The sequence below is a fragment of the Halomonas sp. 111 genome (assembly GCF_052379685.1).
GTDB lineage: Bacteria > Pseudomonadota > Gammaproteobacteria > Pseudomonadales > Halomonadaceae > Vreelandella > Vreelandella citrativorans.
The window spans coordinates 1-17,781 of the sequence record NZ_JBQSYV010000035.1; the positions used below are offsets into that span (position 1 = coordinate 1).

General features: G+C 55.6%; 13 protein-coding genes. 6 read left to right on the plus strand and 7 right to left on the minus strand.

What is annotated here, in order from left to right; genetic code table 11:
• Positions 1–285: 285 nt before the first annotated feature.
• Both metK and ligB read left to right on the plus strand, forming a co-directional pair.
• A complete protein-coding gene (gene metK / locus ACT3T7_RS17880; protein ID WP_444631839.1) occupies positions 286–1,506 on the plus strand; it encodes a methionine adenosyltransferase in 1,221 nt (406 codons plus the stop codon).
• A gap of 109 nt (positions 1,507–1,615) precedes the next feature.
• Positions 1,616–3,316, plus strand: a complete 1,701-nt coding sequence (gene ligB, locus ACT3T7_RS17885; protein ID WP_444631841.1) for an NAD-dependent DNA ligase LigB — start codon at positions 1,616–1,618, stop codon at positions 3,314–3,316.
• On the opposite strand, the gene ACT3T7_RS17890 is transcribed toward ligB, so the two are convergent.
• A complete protein-coding gene (locus tag ACT3T7_RS17890) occupies positions 3,313–4,248 on the minus strand; it encodes an AEC family transporter (RefSeq protein ID WP_193054320.1) in 936 nt (311 codons plus the stop codon). The genes ligB and ACT3T7_RS17890 overlap by 4 nt on opposite strands.
• A gap of 147 nt (positions 4,249–4,395) precedes the next feature.
• Here ACT3T7_RS17890 and metF point away from each other — a divergent pair, with 147 nt between their 5' ends.
• Complete coding sequence (metF, locus tag ACT3T7_RS17895; RefSeq protein ID WP_444631843.1) at positions 4,396–5,238, plus strand: methylenetetrahydrofolate reductase [NAD(P)H]; 843 nt, start codon at positions 4,396–4,398, stop codon at positions 5,236–5,238.
• Between the two features lie 94 nt (positions 5,239–5,332).
• On the opposite strand, the gene ACT3T7_RS17900 is transcribed toward metF, so the two are convergent.
• The 4 genes from ACT3T7_RS17900 to prlC all read right to left on the minus strand — a co-directional run bounded on the left by ACT3T7_RS17900 (position 5,333) and on the right by prlC (position 11,343).
• Positions 5,333–7,543, minus strand: a complete 2,211-nt coding sequence (locus tag ACT3T7_RS17900; RefSeq protein ID WP_444631845.1) for a TRAP transporter permease — start codon at positions 7,541–7,543, stop codon at positions 5,333–5,335.
• Between the two features lie 98 nt (positions 7,544–7,641).
• The gene (locus ACT3T7_RS17905) at positions 7,642–8,622 is read right to left on the minus strand and encodes a TAXI family TRAP transporter solute-binding subunit (protein ID WP_087108584.1); all 981 of its coding nucleotides are present in this window, start codon (positions 8,620–8,622) and stop codon (positions 7,642–7,644) included.
• A 358-nt stretch (positions 8,623–8,980) separates the two neighbouring features.
• A complete protein-coding gene (locus ACT3T7_RS17910; RefSeq protein ID WP_192528602.1) occupies positions 8,981–9,232 on the minus strand; it encodes a YheV family putative zinc ribbon protein in 252 nt (83 codons plus the stop codon).
• Positions 9,233–9,294: 62 nt separating this feature from the next.
• Positions 9,295–11,343 (minus strand): oligopeptidase A, encoded by a 2,049-nt coding sequence (gene prlC, locus ACT3T7_RS17915; protein ID WP_444631847.1) that lies wholly within the window; start codon positions 11,341–11,343, stop codon positions 9,295–9,297.
• Between the two features lie 157 nt (positions 11,344–11,500).
• On the opposite strand from prlC, the gene ACT3T7_RS17920 reads away from it, so the two are divergent.
• The 3 genes from ACT3T7_RS17920 to ACT3T7_RS17930 all read left to right on the plus strand — a co-directional run bounded on the left by ACT3T7_RS17920 (position 11,501) and on the right by ACT3T7_RS17930 (position 14,287).
• On the plus strand, positions 11,501–12,841 hold the full coding sequence (locus ACT3T7_RS17920) for a sodium-dependent transporter (protein WP_193054329.1): 1,341 nt from the start codon (positions 11,501–11,503) through the stop codon (positions 12,839–12,841).
• A 108-nt stretch (positions 12,842–12,949) separates the two neighbouring features.
• Entirely contained in the window at positions 12,950–13,507 is a 558-nt protein-coding gene (locus tag ACT3T7_RS17925; RefSeq protein ID WP_444631848.1) for a gamma carbonic anhydrase family protein, read from the plus strand.
• A 108-nt stretch (positions 13,508–13,615) separates the two neighbouring features.
• Entirely contained in the window at positions 13,616–14,287 is a 672-nt protein-coding gene (locus ACT3T7_RS17930; RefSeq protein WP_444631850.1) for a metal-dependent hydrolase, read from the plus strand.
• Here the strand turns inward: ACT3T7_RS17930 and ACT3T7_RS17935 are convergent.
• Together ACT3T7_RS17935 and ACT3T7_RS17940 are read right to left on the minus strand one after the other, a co-directional pair.
• Positions 14,263–15,645 (minus strand): sigma-54-dependent transcriptional regulator, encoded by a 1,383-nt coding sequence (locus tag ACT3T7_RS17935; RefSeq protein WP_444631851.1) that lies wholly within the window; start codon positions 15,643–15,645, stop codon positions 14,263–14,265. The two genes, ACT3T7_RS17930 and ACT3T7_RS17935, sit on opposite strands and share 25 nt — an antisense overlap.
• Positions 15,638–17,539, minus strand: coding sequence for a sensor histidine kinase (locus tag ACT3T7_RS17940; RefSeq protein WP_444631853.1), 1,902 nt, complete (start codon positions 17,537–17,539; stop codon positions 15,638–15,640). The genes ACT3T7_RS17935 and ACT3T7_RS17940 overlap by 8 nt, the downstream gene beginning before the upstream one ends.
• Positions 17,540–17,781 lie beyond the last annotated feature (242 nt).

A 17,781-nucleotide genomic window follows, 5' to 3' on the forward strand; every position in this document is an offset into this window, starting at 1 on the left:
CAGCTCAAAACGGGACGGCATGGGGTGCTCCTCGCCTGAAAACGGAAATAATGAAGGCGCTATTGTCGCTGACTTCCCCTGTTGCGGCAAATGCGGCGGCAAATGTAGTGGCAAATTATAGGCCACATTCTGGGAAGAACTCCCAACAGCGTGTAGACTCTGCCTCCCGAAGCGGTGGTCAACCTGGTCATGCCGCTTCCTTATATGGGCAGGGAACCTCCTGCCGTGATTTCCTGCTGATGCTGCGAGTAGTGAGCAGCCGTCATACAGAGGGTCGAGAGCGCGATGAGCGAATATTCCCTGTTTACCTCGGAGTCTGTCTCCGAAGGTCATCCCGATAAAATTGCCGACCAGATTTCGGATGCGGTGCTGGATGCCATTATCGCCCGGGATAAACAGGCACGGGTTGCTTGTGAAACCATGGTGAAAACCGGTGTGGCAATTATCGCTGGTGAAATTACTACCTCGGCGTGGGTAGATCTGGAAACGCTGGTACGCGACGTGATTACCGACATCGGTTACACCTCTTCCCACGTGGGCTTTGATGGCGCAACCTGTGGCGTGATTAACCTGATCGGCAAGCAGAGTGTTGAAATTGCCCAGGGCGTTGACCGTACCAAGCCAGAAGACCAGGGCGCTGGCGACCAGGGCCTGATGTTTGGTTACGCGACCAACGAAACCGATTCGTTTATGCCTGCGCCGATCCACTACTCGCATCGTTTGGTTGAGCGTCAGGCTGAGCTGCGTAAAAACGGTCTGCTGCCGTGGCTGCGTCCGGATGCCAAGAGCCAGGTAACCTTCCGTTATAATGAACAAGGCCAGCCGTGTGGCGTTGATGCGGTGGTGCTTTCCACCCAGCACGACCCTGAGATTGATCAGGAAGACCTGCGTAAAATGGTCAAGCGCGAAATCATCGAACAGGTGATTCCGGCTGAATGGCTCAACGAAAATACCCAGTACCACATCAATCCGACCGGTAAGTTTGTGATTGGTGGCCCGGTGGGCGACTGTGGCTTAACCGGCCGCAAGATCATCGTGGACACCTACGGCGGCATGGCGCGCCACGGCGGCGGTGCGTTCTCGGGTAAAGACCCTTCAAAAGTCGACCGTAGTGCGGCCTATGCGGGCCGTTACGTGGCCAAGAACGTGGTCGCGGCAGATCTTGCCGATAAGTGCGAAATTCAGGTTTCCTACGCGATTGGTGTTGCGGAGCCGACCTCCGTGGCTATCGATACCTTCGGCACCGGTAAAATTGACGATGCCCGGATTGTTGAGCTGGTGAACGAGCACTTTGATCTGCGTCCCTACGCGATCACCAAAATGCTCGATCTGCTGCACCCAATGTATCAACTGACGGCTGCTTACGGCCACTTTGGTCGGGCGCCGTTCGAGCACAGCTATACCTGGAGCGACGATAAAGGCGAACAGCACACTGAAACCTTTACCGCCTTCCCCTGGGAGAAGACCGATAAAGCCGACGCGCTGCGTAAGGCCGCTGGTTTGTAAGATATTCGCCAGGCAGTTTGTAAGAGAACGCCCCTTTGGCACTGCCAGGGGGCGTTTTTTTATGCTGCGTGTTTTAGGCTAGGCGGTACAACTACTTGGGGAGTGCGTTATGCTGGCAGCACGCTGGGGAAAAATCATGAGAGGGCTGCTGTTGATGGTGGCGCTTGGCGTGACGAGTAGTACGGCGATGGCGGCTTGCCCCACGTGGCCCAATGAACGGCTTGAGCAGGAGACACTCGCGCTCGCCGCGCAAGTCGCCCAATGGGACCATGCCTATCATGAAGAAGGCATCTCGTTGATTGATGACGTGCTCTATGACCAGGCCCTTGGCCGCCTTCAGGATTGGCGCGCCTGCCTGAACGACACCACCGCACACCAGCCGCTTACCCGGGTAACGTCCAGCCGACGTACGCTTGAACATCCGGCTGCCCAGCAAGGGTTGGATAAAACCGATGAGGCGGGCGTGCGTCGCTTTACCAGCCGCCGTGAAAATTTATGGATACAGCCCAAGGTGGACGGCGTGGCGGTAACGCTGCGCTATCAGGCAGGCGAGTTGGTTGAAGCGGTCAGCCGAGGGGATGGACAGCAGGGGCAGGATTGGACGGCCCGCGCCTTACAATTACCCAGCGTGCCTAATACGCTGCCTAGCACTACTTCAGCCATTTTTCAGGGCGAGCTTTATTGGCAGCTTGATGGACATGTTCAGTCGCGTACGCCTGACTCGGGGGCCCGCGGGGCCGTAGCGGGGGCTATGGCGCAAGCAAGCCCAACCGAGGACGTGCTGGCGCAGGTCGGGCTGTTTGTATGGGGCTGGCCGGATGGGCCAACCGACATGACTGAGCGGCTGGCGCAACTGAATGCACTTGGGTTTGATACCGCCCGCTACACGCATTTATTAAGTGATGAATCGGATGCGGCTTACTGGCGGGAGGCGTGGTTTAACGGCGCGCTGCCGTTTGCAACCGACGGCGTAGTGATTAAACAGGCGGAGCGCCCGGGTATTCGGCGCTGGTCCACGACCCCGCCTGAATGGGCGATTGCCTGGAAATATCCACTACAGAAAGCGCTGGCAGAAGTACGTGGCGTGGAGTTTCGCATTGGGCGAACTGGGCGTATCACGCCACTGATCTGGCTCTATCCGATTGAATTGGAAGGTCGGCGTATCAGTCGCGTATCGCTGGGCTCACTCGACCGCTGGGAAAACCTCGATATACGCCCCGGCGACCAGGTGGCCATAACCCTGGCCGGGCTTACCATCCCTCAGCTTGAAGAGGTGGTATGGCAAACTCAAGAGCGCACCGTCGTGGAAGCACCCTCTGAGACAACCTACCATTTGCTGAGCTGTTTTCAGCATAGCCCAGGCTGCACGTCCCAACTGCTGGCGCGGCTTACCTACCTTGGCGAACAGCTGGGTTTTCAAGGCGTGGGCGAAGGCACCTGGCAAGCGTTACTTGAGGCCGGGCTGGTGCCGGATCTACTGGCCTGGTTATCGCTTGAACCCGATCAGCTGCGCCAAGCGCACGGAATTGGCGAGGCGCGTAGCGACTCACTTTATCGGCAGTTTCAGGCGGCCAAGGCTGCTCCCTATGATGCCTGGTTAAAAGGGCTGGGGTTGCCGCCTGCTGGCGCTGCCAGCCTGCCTGATTGGCAAGTGGCGAGCACGTATCCGCCAGGCGACTGGGAAGCCCTGCCGGGCATCGGTCCAGGCAGAGCCCAGGCGCTTGAGGCCTTTTTCTCCCATACCCAAATGCAGGCCATGGCTGAGCAGCTTCGCGCGTTGAACGTAGCGGGGTTTACGACACAACCCTAACCAAGCCCGGTGGCGCGCAGCATGAGCCCCAGATAGAAGGGAATCAGTAGCGGCGCCATCAGCGTGGTTACCAGCACCGCCAGCGCCCCTTTTTGCGGCTGGATACCCAGCTCCATGGCGACCACCACCACGTTAGAAGCCATGGGCACCACGCCTAATAGCAGTATCGCCATGGCCAGTTCTGCAGGCACTGGCATGAGCATCTGTAATAGCATGACCGCGGCAAAGGTAGCCACTGGCCAAACGATATACCGAAGCCCTACGCAGGCGGCGATAAAGCGCGTATCCCAGGCAGCCAGCGTTACCCGGCTAAGCGTCATACCAATAATCATCATTCCCAGCAGCGTATAGGTCGCGGGAAAAACATCCAGCGAGCTAGCCAAGGCCGTAGGCAGCGTAACATCGAGCGAGCTCAGTAGTAGCGCCAGCAAAAACGTGTAGATCAGCGGAAGGCGTGAAATCTTGATCAGACTTTGGCGAATCGAGAAGTGGCCACGGGCACTTAAGTAAAAACCCACGGTAAATTCATACAAATTGATGCCCAGCATGCAGAACAGATAGAGCGTTACGCCTTCCGGAGGCAAGAGAATCAGCGCTACCGGTAAACCGAAATAACCGGTGTTGCCTGTGCCGGATGAAAACGCCAGCAGCGCGCCTTCCTGCGGGCCAAAGCGGTGTTGCGTTACGCGCTGAACCAGCAGCGCCAGAAGGCTAACCAGCACAAACAGCGAAAGCGTTAAGACCAGGTACTCAGGCGTTGGCCCCCCATTCATCAGCGCGCGAAAAATGGTTAAAGGCGCAATGAGATAAACCAGCAGCGTGGCAATGGGCCTTGGGTCGATTTTTAACCGTTGGGCGGCAATCCAGCCCAAGCCTACAAAGCTTAGCAGCATGAGTAGCGGGCCTATTAACGCGCTGGGTGATAGCTCCATATGCCCTCCTGACGGCATAAAAGGGTGGGTAACATGAGCCGAATTAAAGGCTAAACGTGGAATCTTTCATTAGCCGCGGCGCAATAGAACAGCGAGAATACACCAAAATATCACTCTTTATTTTATTGTTCTGTATGAGGAAACCCCATGAGCAGCCAACAGCATCCGCTCGGTATCAGCTTTGAATTCTTCCCGCCCAACACGGATGCTGGGCGCGACAAGCTGATGCTGGTACGCGATGAGCTGGCCACTCGTAATCCGCGGTTTTTCTCTGTGACCTATGGCGCAGGCGGCTCCACCCAAGCGCGTACGCGGGACACCGTACGTACGGTTGGCCAGACCGGTATTACTACCGCACCGCACCTTTCGTGCATTGGCAGTGAAAAAGCCCAGCTGCGTGATTTGCTGTCCCAGTACCGCGAAGAAGGCATTAATAGCCTGGTCGCCCTGCGTGGTGATATGCCTTCCGGGATGGCCAGCATCGGCGAGCTACGCTATGCCAACGAGCTGGTGGAGTTTATTCGCAACGAGACGGGCGATCATTTTAATATTGCCGTGGCGGCCTACCCGGAATCCCACCCTCAGGCAGCTAACCTTGATAAAGATATCGAAAACTTCGCGCGTAAAATAAAGGCGGGCGCCGATATGGCGATTACCCAATACTTCTTCACCGCCGATGCTTACTTCAACTTTGTTGATAAAGTGCGCGCGCTAGGCGTTGAACAGCCGATTATCCCCGGCATTATGCCGATCACTAACTACACCAAGCTGGCGCGGTTTTCGGATAGCTGTGGCGCGGAAATTCCTCGCTGGATGCGCAAGCAGCTGGAAAGCTATGGCGATGACAGCGAAGCCATTGCCAAATTTGGCACCGAGGCAGTAAGCCGTCTTTGCCAGCGCCTGCTGGATGGTGGTGCGCCTGGGCTGCACTTCTATACCCTTAACCAGGCGGCTCCCGTACTGAAAGTGGTCGATAATCTGGTGGGCTAACTGCGATAGCCTGTTGATTTAAATCGCACCATACAAAACGCCCCGCTCAGTTGAGCGGGGCGTTTTGCCTTACTGGTTTTGTTGGTTAGTGGGCTTAACTCGCTGACGCGTGTACCTTGTCAGCCGTCTTGCCGCCACCAAATTGCTTGCGCTGGATGATGACGAGACCAGCGCCAATTACAAGGCCCACGATATCGGTGTAGATACCACCATAGATCATGCACATTGCACCGACCAACATGATAACCCGCTTAAGCACGTTCACCGGGCCAAAGAACCAAGCCTGCACCATACCCGAAAGCAGAATGATACCCAGCGTGGCGGTAACGCCCACTCGCAGAATCTGCATGGCAGAGCCTTCCATCAACATGGCCGGGCTGTAGAAGAACATGAACGGTACGATAAAGGCCGCCAGACCAATCTTGAACGATGCCACCGACGTACCCATGGGGTTATCGCCAGAAATACCGGCTGCTGCGTAAGAGGCCAGCGCCACCGGCGGCGTAATGGCCGATACAACCGCAAAGTAGAACACGAAGAAGTGGGCAATAAGCGGCTCAATACCGATATTAATTAGCCCTGGTGCCACGACCGATGCGGCGACGGCGTAGGCCGCCGTGGTCGGCATGCCCATGCCCAGCAAGATACTGATCAGCATGGCAAAGATAAGTGCCAGCAGTTGGCTAACACCTGCCAGTCCCAATAGCAGCGAGGAGAAGCGCGCGCCCACACCGGTGAGCGAAATAACCCCTACGATTAAGCCCGCACAGGCACAGACAGCGATGATCTGGATGGCCATGGTGCCCGCCAGTTGCAGCGCCTTGAGAATGGCGGTCACGCCCATCTTGTTGGGTGAAATCCAACTGACAACGGCGGCCGAGGCGGTGGCCAAGGTGCCTGCCCTAATCACCGAATAGCCCATAAACAGCGCGGCTATCAGGATAATGATGGGAGCAAAGAGGTAGGCTTGTTTAGCCAATTTAGTGAAGCGTGGAATCTCATCTTTACGCATACCACGCATGCCTTTACGGGCCGCTTCAAAATCCACCATAAAGTAGATAGACGCGAAGTAAAGAATTGCCGGGATCAACGCTGCAATGGCGATGTCGGTATAGGGAATGCCCGTGACTTCCGCCATGATAAAGGCGCCTGCCCCCATAATCGGCGGCATGATTTGCCCGCCGGTTGAGGCTGCCGCTTCAATAGCGCCCGCGCTACGTGCGGGGTAACCCACCTTTTTCATTAGCGGAATGGTCAGTGAACCGGTCGATACCACGTTACCCGCGGAGGTACCGTTGATCATGCCCATTAGGCCCGAGGCAAAAATAGACACTTTGGCGGGGCCTCCACGGGCACGCCCGGCAGCGGCAAAGGCGAAGTTCACAAAGTAGTCACCTACTTTTGACGCTTGCAGGAAGGCGGCAAAAATAATGAACAGAATAATATACGTCGAGGAGACGGCGACGGTGGGGCCCAAGACACCGGCGTCGGTATAAAGCTGGCTAAAAAAGCGCTGCATTGATAGGCCAGGATACCCCAGGAAGCCGGGCAGGTAGGGGCCGGCAAAGACATATGTCAGGAAGATGAGTGAAATAATGACCAGCGCAAGGCCCGTTACTCGTCGGGTAAGCTCCAGAATAAGCAGGGACCCGGCAATTGCCGCCCAGGAAATCCCGATAGGCGCAAAGGAGGTGCCCGTTGAAGCGCGCAGAGGTGTGTTGTACATGATCAGTAAATAACCGGCGCTGGCCAGGGCACACACCATCAGGACTAAATCGGCCGGGTTAAAAGAGCCGCGTGCCTGGCGGAAAAACCATGAAAGCACAATGGCGGCAACAGTCGTTGCTATTAATGGATAACCGTAGTGCCAGGTTTCAACGATTGGGTCGATGCGCATCGCACCGCCGCTCAGGGTTTGTTGCATCAAAAAAACCTGAGCAAGCGCGTAGAGGGCCGGTATAAGCAGCGCATAGCCTACCCATGTTAGCCAAGCGGGTGATGCGCTCTGGCCATCTTCGGCAAATCGAGCTCCCGCAAACAGGCCGTAGCCCAGAATCAGTGCCCCTGCAATATGCACAATACGAAACGACCAGGTCTCCATGGGATACACGTTGAGTGACACCAAGTGGAAACTTGAGTAGGCAATGGCTAGCCCGGCAAACAGGAAAAACTGCCAACCGGTAAATAGGCGACGGTTGGATTCAACGATGTCTTCATCGACGCCCTCTGCAACAACGGTAGGCGATGAAGCAAGCTGGACATCATCCTTGAGGTCATCAGAGGTTTGGGGGGTTGTGGGACTCATCAGAGTTCACCCTCACAGCAGGAGCAAAAAAAGGAGCAATAGCCAAAGCTGCCCCGTCTGGAAAACCAGGACGGGGCAGCCAGATGATGCGTAAAGTTTTAGTTGATCAGGTCTTCAGAGATTTCGTAGCCGTTCTCTTCGTACCAACGAGCAGCGCCTGGATGGAAGGGTAGAACGCTGTTGTGTACGATATTTTCCGGAATGCTGGTTTCAGCACTGCGGTGAATAGAGCGCATACGGTCGTTGTTTTCCATGGTCACTTTGGTGACTTCGTAGATGAAGTCTTCCGGAAGATCACAGCCCGCAATCGCAAAGTTCCACATGGAAACTGCGCGAGCATCTTCCTCAAGCGTTGAGTAGGTGCTGGCAGGAATAGTGAATTCGGCCACTGGGAAGGCGTCCAGTACGGTCGCAAGCTCATCTTCGTTGAACTCGATGATGTTCACATCCGTTTGCACTTCCAACTGACTAACGGCAGGAATCGGGATGCCGGCTGCAAAAGCGATGACGTCCAACAGGCCGTCCTGCAACTGACCGCCAAGGTCAGACCAGCCGCCGTTGCGGCGGTCGAAGTTTACGCCCAACGTTTCCAGCATCGCTGGGAAATAGGTGTCAGACGTTGATGCTGCGGGACCAAAGCCAATACGCGCACCGTCCGGAATGTCCGAAATGGACTCAATGCCTGAGCTTGAAAGCGCGGCAATTGAGAACGGCGTTTCATACATCGGGAACAGTGCACAGACGTTATCCATCACCATGCCGGGTGCCAGCGGGCTTTTGCCATTAACCGCATCAGAAGCGGGGCCCATGGTGGTTAAGCCAAAGGCCATATCGCCGCTATGAACAAGCGCCAGGTTTTGAGTAGGGCCGCCCGTTACTTCACCGCCGCCAGAAACGCCTAATTCATCAGCAATAAAGTTGGCCCAGCCAGAGCCGTAAACGAAAAACGTGCCGCCTTGGCTTGCGGTACCTACCGTAAAGTTTTCTGGCCAGTCAGCACGCTCAGCATGGGCGCTGGCAGAAGCGAGTAACGCGCCACCTGCAAGCAGGGCGAGAGTTTTAGGCATCATGGTGCGCATGGCATGTTTCCTTAACTGTTCTTGGGATTGTAGGCTGGCAAGCGCAAGCCGCTTTCCAGTGACAATAATATTTAAGCAACCATTTAAGAGCGATTGCCGTGCCATTTATAGGATAGTTAAGTAAAAACAAACGCTTGCTTTTAGAGTCTTCAACTTTAGTGGAAACTCCCTGGCGTCTAACTGTCTGGTAATGCGCACGCGGGATGATAAGTAGTGTGCGGTTTTCCGCTCACTCTTGGGTGCGCGCTAAGAAAGTAGAGAAAGTACAATGAGAAGGTGCCGTGACCCTGTTTTGAAGGGCTGGAAGCTGAGAGGTGAAAGGTAAGACAGGAGGGCACAAGGCCCTCCCAGTCATGACTTACGTATTGGGCTTACCAGGGTCAAGAATCCGTACTGGCTGGATATCCTGACTCTGTTGCTCCTCTCGCATCTGGTTCACCCGGGTTGTTAGCTCAGGTGAGTCGTTATCTTCAATGGGCAGTTGCTCAAAGAAGTCACAGCTCACGCACTCCCGATAGCGAATACCGTTTTGCTCCCAGGCACGAACACGGTCCATTGCGGCGCAGCGTGGGCAGATAACACCCGCAATAAAGCGTTTAACGGTCGACATGGTGTTCTCCAAACGCACGGTGCCAATGAAATAATAGACACCGTGCTGAGTTCAATAAGCGGTTAGGCCGCGCGAATACCGCTATGGCGCAATAGGGGCTCGACACTTGGCTCGCGGCCGCGGAAGGCCACAAATAGCTCTGCGGCATCGCGTGCCCCGCCTTGTTCCAGAATCTGGTGGCGGAAGCGTTGTCCGGTTTCAGCATCAAAAATACCGGCCTCCTCAAAGGCGCTCCAGGCATCCGCAGAGAGCACTTCGGCCCATTTGTAGCTGTAGTACCCCGCCGCATAGCCGCCAGCAAAAATATGCGCAAAGCTGTTTTGGAAGCGATTGAAGGGCGCCGCCGGTACGACCGAAGTGGCGCTGCGTACATCATCCAACAGCGTTTGAATATCGCTGGCGCTGGGCGCGCTTAATTCATGGTGTAAACGCAGGTCAAAGATCGAGAATTCGAGCTGACGCACCATGCCCATCGCGGACTGGAAGTTTTTGGCCGCCTGAAGGCGTTCAAGCAGCTCAGCCGGTAAGGCTTCCCCGGTTTCTACGTGCTTGGCCAGCAGGTTAAGCCCTTCACGCTCCCAGCAGTAGTTCTCCATAAACTGGCTGGGCAGTTCCACCGCATCCCAGGCAACGCCGTTGATACCTGAAATGTCGGCGATATGCTGCTTGGTCAGCATATGGTGAAGGCCGTGTCCAAATTCATGGAACAGGGTCGTTACTTCATCATGGGTAAGCAGGGCAGGCTTGCCACCGATGGGCGCCGTAAAATTACAGGTTAAAAAAGCCACCGGCAACTGAATACCATGCTCAGTTTGACGGCGTACTCGACAGTCGGCCATCCAGGCGCCGCCGCGCTTGCCTTCCCGAGCGTAGAGGTCAAGGTAGAACCCGGCAATGGGCTGGCCATGCTCGCTAATACGGAAATAGCGCACATCGCTATGGTAGCTTGGCGCCTCACTATCTTCTTCTACCTGCACGCCATAGAGCCGCTCAACCACTTGAAAGAGACCGTTAATCACGTGTGGTGCAGGAAAATAGGGGCGTAGCTGCTCTTGGGAAATGGCATGGCGCGCTTCACGCAGCTTTTCGCTAACGTAAGCAATATCCCACGGCTCCAGCGCATCAATGCCCAGCTCGTCGCGCGCGTAAGCGCTTAGCTCGGCAAACTCCTCTTTTGCTTGAGGGACGGCGCGACGGGCCAAGTCACCCAGAAAATCGAGCACTTGCTCGGGAGAGTCCGCCATCTTGGTGGTCAGTGAAAAGTCAGCATAGGTGTTGAACCCCAGCAGCGTCGCCAGTTCCTGGCGTAGTGCCAGTATCTCTTCCATCAACGGAGCGTTATCAAACGTGCCCGCATCAGGGCCTTGGTCTGAGGCGCGGGTGACAAACGCGGTATACACCTCGCGGCGCAGCTCACGATTTTCAGCGTAGCTAACGACGGGGAAGAAGCTTGGGAAATCCAGCGTAATCCGATAGCCCGAAACGCCCTTGGCTTCAGCAGCCGCTTTCAAGGTATCGAGCGCGCTGGAAGGCAGCCCAGCGAGTTCCTCTTCACTATTGAGGTCCTTGTGCCATGCTTGGGTGGCATCCAGCACATTGTTGGAGTATTGATTGGAGAGCGTTGAAAGGCGCGACTGAATGTCACCGTAGCGTGCTTTTTTGTCGGCAGGCAGGTCGACCCCGGCGAGGCGGAAATCGCGCAGTGCATTATTAACGGTGCGCTGCTGTGCGGCATCCAGCGCGCTCCAGTTGTCACTCTCCTTGAGCGCTTGCCAGCCGTGGAAAAGCCCTTCGTGCTGGCCGACCCACGTGCCAAAGGCGGAAAGCTGTTCCAGGCAGGTTTGGTAAGCTTCGCGCAGCTCAGGCGTGTTCATCGTGCTATTTAAGTGTGACACCGGCGACCATGCTTGGGAGAGTCTATCGCTTACCGCTTCCAGCGGAACGGCAAAGCTCTCCCACGTGGGCGGTGTTTCTGCGGCCTGCTGGGCCAAGCGGTCAATCGTTTCACGGTTCTCACTTAAAAGCGCTTCCACCGCGGGCACCACATGCTCGGCACGCATTTCAGCGAAGGGGGGAAGCTTGTGCGTTGCAAGCAGCGGATTGTGGGTCATAAGCACCTCAGTTGGCAGCGTTAATGAGTGCAAAAACGCGTAATAATAGCTAAACAGTGTGGGCACAGGGGCGCTGTTTCAATGGCAAGGTTTGGTCTCTTGGCAGGCGCCTGCTAGTCTTGCCGCCTTTTAGTGCCCACGATGGCAGGAGTCAATAATGAGCGAGACGCTGGAGCGCTGGGGGTCTAAGCGGGCCTTTATCCTGGCAATATCGGGTGCTGCGGTGGGGCTGGGCAACATCTGGCGCTTCCCTTATGTGGCGGGTGAAAATGGCGGGGCCGCGTTTTTATTAATTTACGTGGCGTTTGTGCTGCTGCTGGGTATTCCCGTCATGATGGCTGAAATTCTCATTGGCCGGGCTGGGCGGCGTGGTCCGTTGCAGGCGTTGGGCGCACTGGCTGCTGAAGCAGGGGCCTCCATGCACTGGCGTTGGCTCGGGCTCTTTGGGGCGTTTACTGTTTTTTGTATTTTGTCCTTCTATTCAGTGGTGTCTGGCTGGTCGATTGAGTTTTTGGTGGCCTCCATCAACGGGCAATTTAACGGGGCAACAGCGGCTGAGATAGGCGCTGGTTTCGATGCATTTTTAGCAAGCCCTGGGCTTTTGATTTTCAATCACTCTCTGTTTTTGTTTATGACCATGACCGTGGTGGCGGCTGGCGTGGCCAAGGGGCTTGAGCGGCTTAACAATCTACTCATGCCGCTGCTGTACGTGCTGCTGTTGCTGTTGGCCGGATACGCTGCCACCACCGAGGGCTTCTCCACGGCGTTGACGTGGCTATTTTTACCCTCCTTTGAGGCAATCACACCTACCGTGGTGCTACATGCCATGGGCCATGCATTTTTCACTCTGGCGGTAGGGGCCTGCGCGCTGATGGCGTATGGCGCCTATATGCCGGAAGAGCAGAGCCTGCCTAAAGCGGCGTTTGCCGTTGCCGTACTGGACATTAGCGTGGCGTTGCTGGCGGGTATCGCGATTTTCTCGGTGGTGTTTGCCCAAGGGATGGACCCGGCTGAGGGCCCGGGCCTGATGTTTGTGACCCTGCCGATAGCCTTTTCTGAGTTGCCCGGCGGCGCGTTCTGGCTAAGCGTGTTTTTCCTGCTGTTACTGCTCGCTACCTGGACATCGGCCATTAATCTGGCAGAGCCTATGGTCGCGACGCTGCAGGGGCTTGGGCTTCGGCGCAGTATGGCAACGGCGATCATCGCGCTCAGTGTTTGGCTAATGGGATTGTTGTCGGCGTTCTCTTTCTCAACCCTGGCGGAGTTCCAGCCACTCTTTGGGCGCAATATCTTTGAATTGGTTAGCAGCATTCCACCAGACATATTTTTGCCCTTGGGTGGCTTGATGATTGCCACGTTTGCTGCCTGGATAATGCCGCAGAAGAGAGCAATGAAAGCGTTAGGCGCCGGGGAAAGTGGCTACCTGCTATGGCGCAATATTGTGCGCTGGGTCTCGATTCCGCTGACGTTTATCGTCTTGCTGAGTGGGCTTTTATAGCGCTATGCCGCTTGTGAGAATGGATATATCCGCCATCAATAGAGCAGTATGTGCTTGGAACAGGTACTTGAAATACGTACTTGGAAATAGGCTCTTTAGGAGAGTGCAATGAAAGAGGCAGCGAGCAGTGCGCTAAGAGATTTTAAAGGCCATTCGCCCCGCTTGGGTGAGCGCGTGTATATCGACCCAGCCAGCGTGGTCATTGGTGACGTTGAGCTGGGCAATGACTGTTCGGTATGGCCAATGACGGTGATTCGTGGCGATATGCACCGGATTCGTATTGGCGCTCGTACCAGCGTGCAGGATGGCAGCGTGCTGCATATTACTCACGCTAGTGAGTTTAACCCGGAGGGCTTTCCACTCACGATTGGCGAAGATGTGACGATTGGCCATAAAGCCATTTTGCATGGCTGTACGCTGGGCAACCGCATTTTGGTCGGAATGGGCGCCATCGTGATGGACGGCGCGGTGGTTGACAATGAAGTGATCATTGCCGCAGGGGCTGTTGTTACGCCCGGTAAGCACTTGAAGAGTGGCTATGTTTACGCCGGTAATCCTGCCAAGGCGCTACGCCCCTTAAAAGAAAAAGAGCGGGCCTTCTTCCCCTATACCGCAGGTAACTACGTAAAACTTAAGGATCAATTTTTAGCCGAAGCCTGCTTATGATTAAACTCAGCTAACATATTGGCTTGCCGTCCTTTTTTCTGAACTAGCCATGTTGTAATCTTAAAAAATCTGGTAATTTATCCAGTTTTTTCAGGATGCCGCGATAACATGGCGAACTTTCGCACGCATATGACGGTAGCGACTGCGGGCGGCATGTTAATGGCGTACGCGGGTTGGCAAGCCCAGTGGTGGCCTTATTCTCAAGCCATGCTAATCGTGGCGTTGGTCGCCTTTGGCGGCATTTTGCCCGATATTGATGCTGACCGATCACGCTCTATCCGTTTGATTTTTAATATTCTTTCCGTGCCATCATTGGTGGTGGGCGTAATGTTGCTGGAGTCATGGCTGACGCCAGGCATGTTGCTGGTAGCTTGCGGCGGTATTTATTTCTCGGTGCGGTATTTGGCGGGAATACTGTTCTCAAAACTGACGGTTCACCGTGGCATTTGGCACTCGCTGATGGCGGCCGGGCTATGTTCGCTATTAACTGCTGCGCTGAGTTTTCATCTGCTTGTTCAGCCTGCGGGGTTAGCATGGTCACACGGTGTGGCCGTGCTGCTGGGGTTTATTATTCATCTGGTGCTGGATGAGATGTATAGCGTGGATTTGGAGGGGGCACGGCTTAAGCGCTCGTTCGGTACCGCGCTCAAGCTCGGCGATAGCCGTCGGCCCATTTCCAATCTATTAATGCTGATTGCCACCTTGACACTGCTTCCCTGGACGCCGCCCTGGTCGGACTTAATGGAGCTGTTTCATCAAGGGTCACTGCTGTGGCGGTAATCGTCGGCCTGTAAGCCATGCTTTTTTAGCTTGTCGTAAAACGTTTTACGCGGAATGCCCAAGTGGCGGCAGACATCGGTGACTCGGCCATGGTGACGGGCAAGCGACTGGCTAATCAGGCTCTTTTCAAACAGCTCTACCTGGCGCGGTAACGTGGGCTCTGGTGTGTCGGTGGCTACCCCTTCCAGCAGCATATCGAGGCGGTAATCAAATGCTGCGCCAAGTAGCACGTAGCGCTCAGCAAGATTGCGTAGTTCACGCACGTTGCCAGGCCAGTCATGGGCCAACAGTGCGGCGATACCGTGGCTATTCAGGGTGGGAGCTTCCAGGCCGCTACGATTGGCGGCAATGACGGCAAAGTGCTGAAACAGAAGCGGGATATCCTCACGCCGTTCGCGCAGCGCGGGTAACGCCAGCGTGACAACATTCAGCCGGTAGTAGAGGTCTTCACGGAAGTCCCCCTCTTCAGCGGCAACTTTAAGATCCACCTTGGTGGCGGTAATCACCCGAATGTCGAGCGTGACTGCTTCATTGGCACCGAGCCGTTCGATGCTGCGCTCTTGCAGGACGCGCAGTAGTTTGACCTGAAGAGCCAGTGGCATCGACTCAATCTCATCCAGGAAAACAGTACCGCCGTTAGCGTGCTCAAACTTACCAATTCTGCGTTCAATCGCGCCGGTAAAAGCCCCTTTTTCATGCCCAAACAGCTCAGACTCAATGGTGTTTTCCGGCACGGCACCGCAGTTGATTGCCATAAAGGGGTTGTTGCGTCGAGCGCTGCGTTCATGAATGGCCCGGGCCACGAGGTCCTTGCCTGTCCCTGTTTCGCCAAACAGCAGCACATCGGCTTCTACCTGGCTAATGCGCTGAATCATCGCCGCTAAACGAGAAACAACCGCTGTGCGCCCCACCAGGCGCGGGCCAAGGGCAGCCCGCTGTACTTCCAATTCAGCCTTAAGACGATTGTTTTCGAGGCTAAGCTGGCGCTTTTCAACGCCGCGGCGCACAACATCAAGTAGCTGGTCGCCAGCAAACGGCTTCTCCAGGAAGTCCCATGCGCCTGCACGCATGGCTTCTACCGCCGTGGAAATATCGCCATGCCCGGTAATCAGAATAATCGGTAGGGTAGGGTCGCGACGATGCAGTTCATGCAGAAGCTCCATCCCTCCCATGCCAGGCATGCGGATGTCGCTGACAATCACGCCAGGAAACTCTGCGGGTAGCGCCGCCAGGGCTTGCTCGGCTGACGCAAAGCAGGTGGGCGTGTAGCCGGCAAGCTCTAGGGTTTGGCTGGCGGTAATGCGCAGATGGGGCTCATCGTCGATCACCATGACCGGCAGCATCGACGGTTCATGCATGGCTATTGTTCTCTTGTTGAGTCGAGGGTGCAGGCGCGTGTATCGGTGGCGCGAAAGGTAGTGAAATAATAAAGCAGGCGCCTGTTGGGTCGCGATTGACGGCCTGCAACTTGCCACCCAAGTCATCCATGATACGCGACGAGATGGAAAGCCCCAGCCCCAATCCGCTTCCCGGTGCTTTGGTGGAAAAAAAGGGTTCAAAGATTTGTGTTAGGTGCTGGTCGCCAATGCCGGGGCCGTTATCCATAACGTTAATGGTGACCTGCTTTTCGTTCAGCGCCGCACTCAAGATAAGCCGAGGTTCTGAGGTCTCTTGCATGGCGTGCAGGGCATTGCTAATCAGGTTGACCAGTACTTGCTCCAAGCGTACCAGATCGCCCGTTACCCACAGCGTCTCCTTGGGCCAATGCTGTTCAACGGTAACATGTCCGTCGCGCAGGCGACCCTGGAACAAGCGAAGTGCATATTCGATGCAAGCCTGTACAGAGATGGTTTCCTGTCGCTCACTGCTTTTACGCGAGAATTGACGAAGCTGCGCGCTGATATCGGCCATGCGCTTGGTGAGATCAACGATTTGCTCAAGATTTGCGTCCGCTTGATCTACTCGGGAAAGCGTTAAAAAGCGCCGGGCATTTTCGCCATAGGCCCGAATGGCTGCCAGCGGCTGGTTCAGTTCGTGATTGATGCCCGCTGCCAATTGGCCAAGGACTGCCAGTTTGGCGGCCTGGATGAGTTCATCCTGAGTTTGACGCAGGTTGGCTTCTGCGCGGCGACGCTCTTCGATTTCATTGGAAAGGCGCTGGTTGCTGGCCACCAAGTCGTGAGTGCGACGCTCGACGCTGGCTTCCAGCTCATCACGCACCAGGGCAAGGGTGTGTCGTTCGCGTTCAGCAAACGCTTCGCGCTCACGACGCAAGCGCAGGCGCTGCCAGCCAATGCCGCCCCCAAGTACAATCATTCCGTAAAGCCCGCCCGCCATAAGTGCGGCGATCCACTGAGCGCGGACAACGGGTGTTAAGGGCTTGAGAATATGCATGTGCCAGCCAAACTCCACCACGGGGCGTGTCAGGCTTAAATAACGGCTGCTACTAAGCGGGCCCTGAGAAAAACTAACCAGTGCACTGTCTGGTCCATAAGGTGCATCAATATTAATGCCTGAAGGGGATAGTGGTTCAATGGCGTAGCGGCGTGTGTCACGAAGCGTTTGACGTTGTTCATCACTAAGCGCATAGAGTGCATTCATGCGCAGCTCAGGGCGGCTGGCCATAAAGATAATATTGTCATTATCGGTCACCAGCAGCTCAGCATCTTGCTCAGCCCAGCCCTCTTCAACTTCATCCAGTAACACCTTGATGACGATAACACCGGAGGGTTGCGCATCTGGCGAAGTATCATCCAGCCATACCGGCGCCGAGAAAAAGTAGCCCCGCTCCAGTGACTGGGTCCCTAGTCCATAAAACCGCCCTTGCCGTCCGGCGATGGCTTCTGTGTAGTAGCTGCGAAACGCGTAGTTATGACCTAAAAACGTATTGGGACGATGCCAGTTGCTGGCGGCAATTGTGTTGGCATCGCGGTCGAGCAGGTAAACGTCAGAAACGCCTGCGGTAAAGCGGAAACGATCCAGCAGCAGGTTAAGCGGCATGGCGTTCTGGGTTTCCGGAGAGGCCAAAAAGCGCTGGACACCTTCACGCGTCGCGAGCATTTGGGGTAAATAGTCGTAGCGGAGCAGATAGCCATTAAGATTGGCGACAGAAAGGCGCAGCTCGTTTTCGGCGTCTTCCTGAAGGGTAGAGATGGCTTGCTCGCGCGCCAAGTGGGCGGCTTGCCACATAACGAGTATGAGGCCTAGCGTGATGGCAACAAGCCATATACCTTTCCAGCGGCGAGGCTTCATACGCTGCTACTTACCACGGGCACGGCGTAGCGCACGTGCTGCCTGCTGTTGGCGAGGTGGGGGAATATCATCCGCTAGGCATCCATTAATAGGTATGACCAATCATAAGGCAGGAGATCGCCGTGCCTCAAGCTAGCCCTCTGGGCTACTAATACACATTGGTAGCAGTGTTGCTGGAGTCAGGAAGGCCTCCTGAAGAGCGAGTAGTTACCCTGCATTATGACGATATGGCATTATTTCAG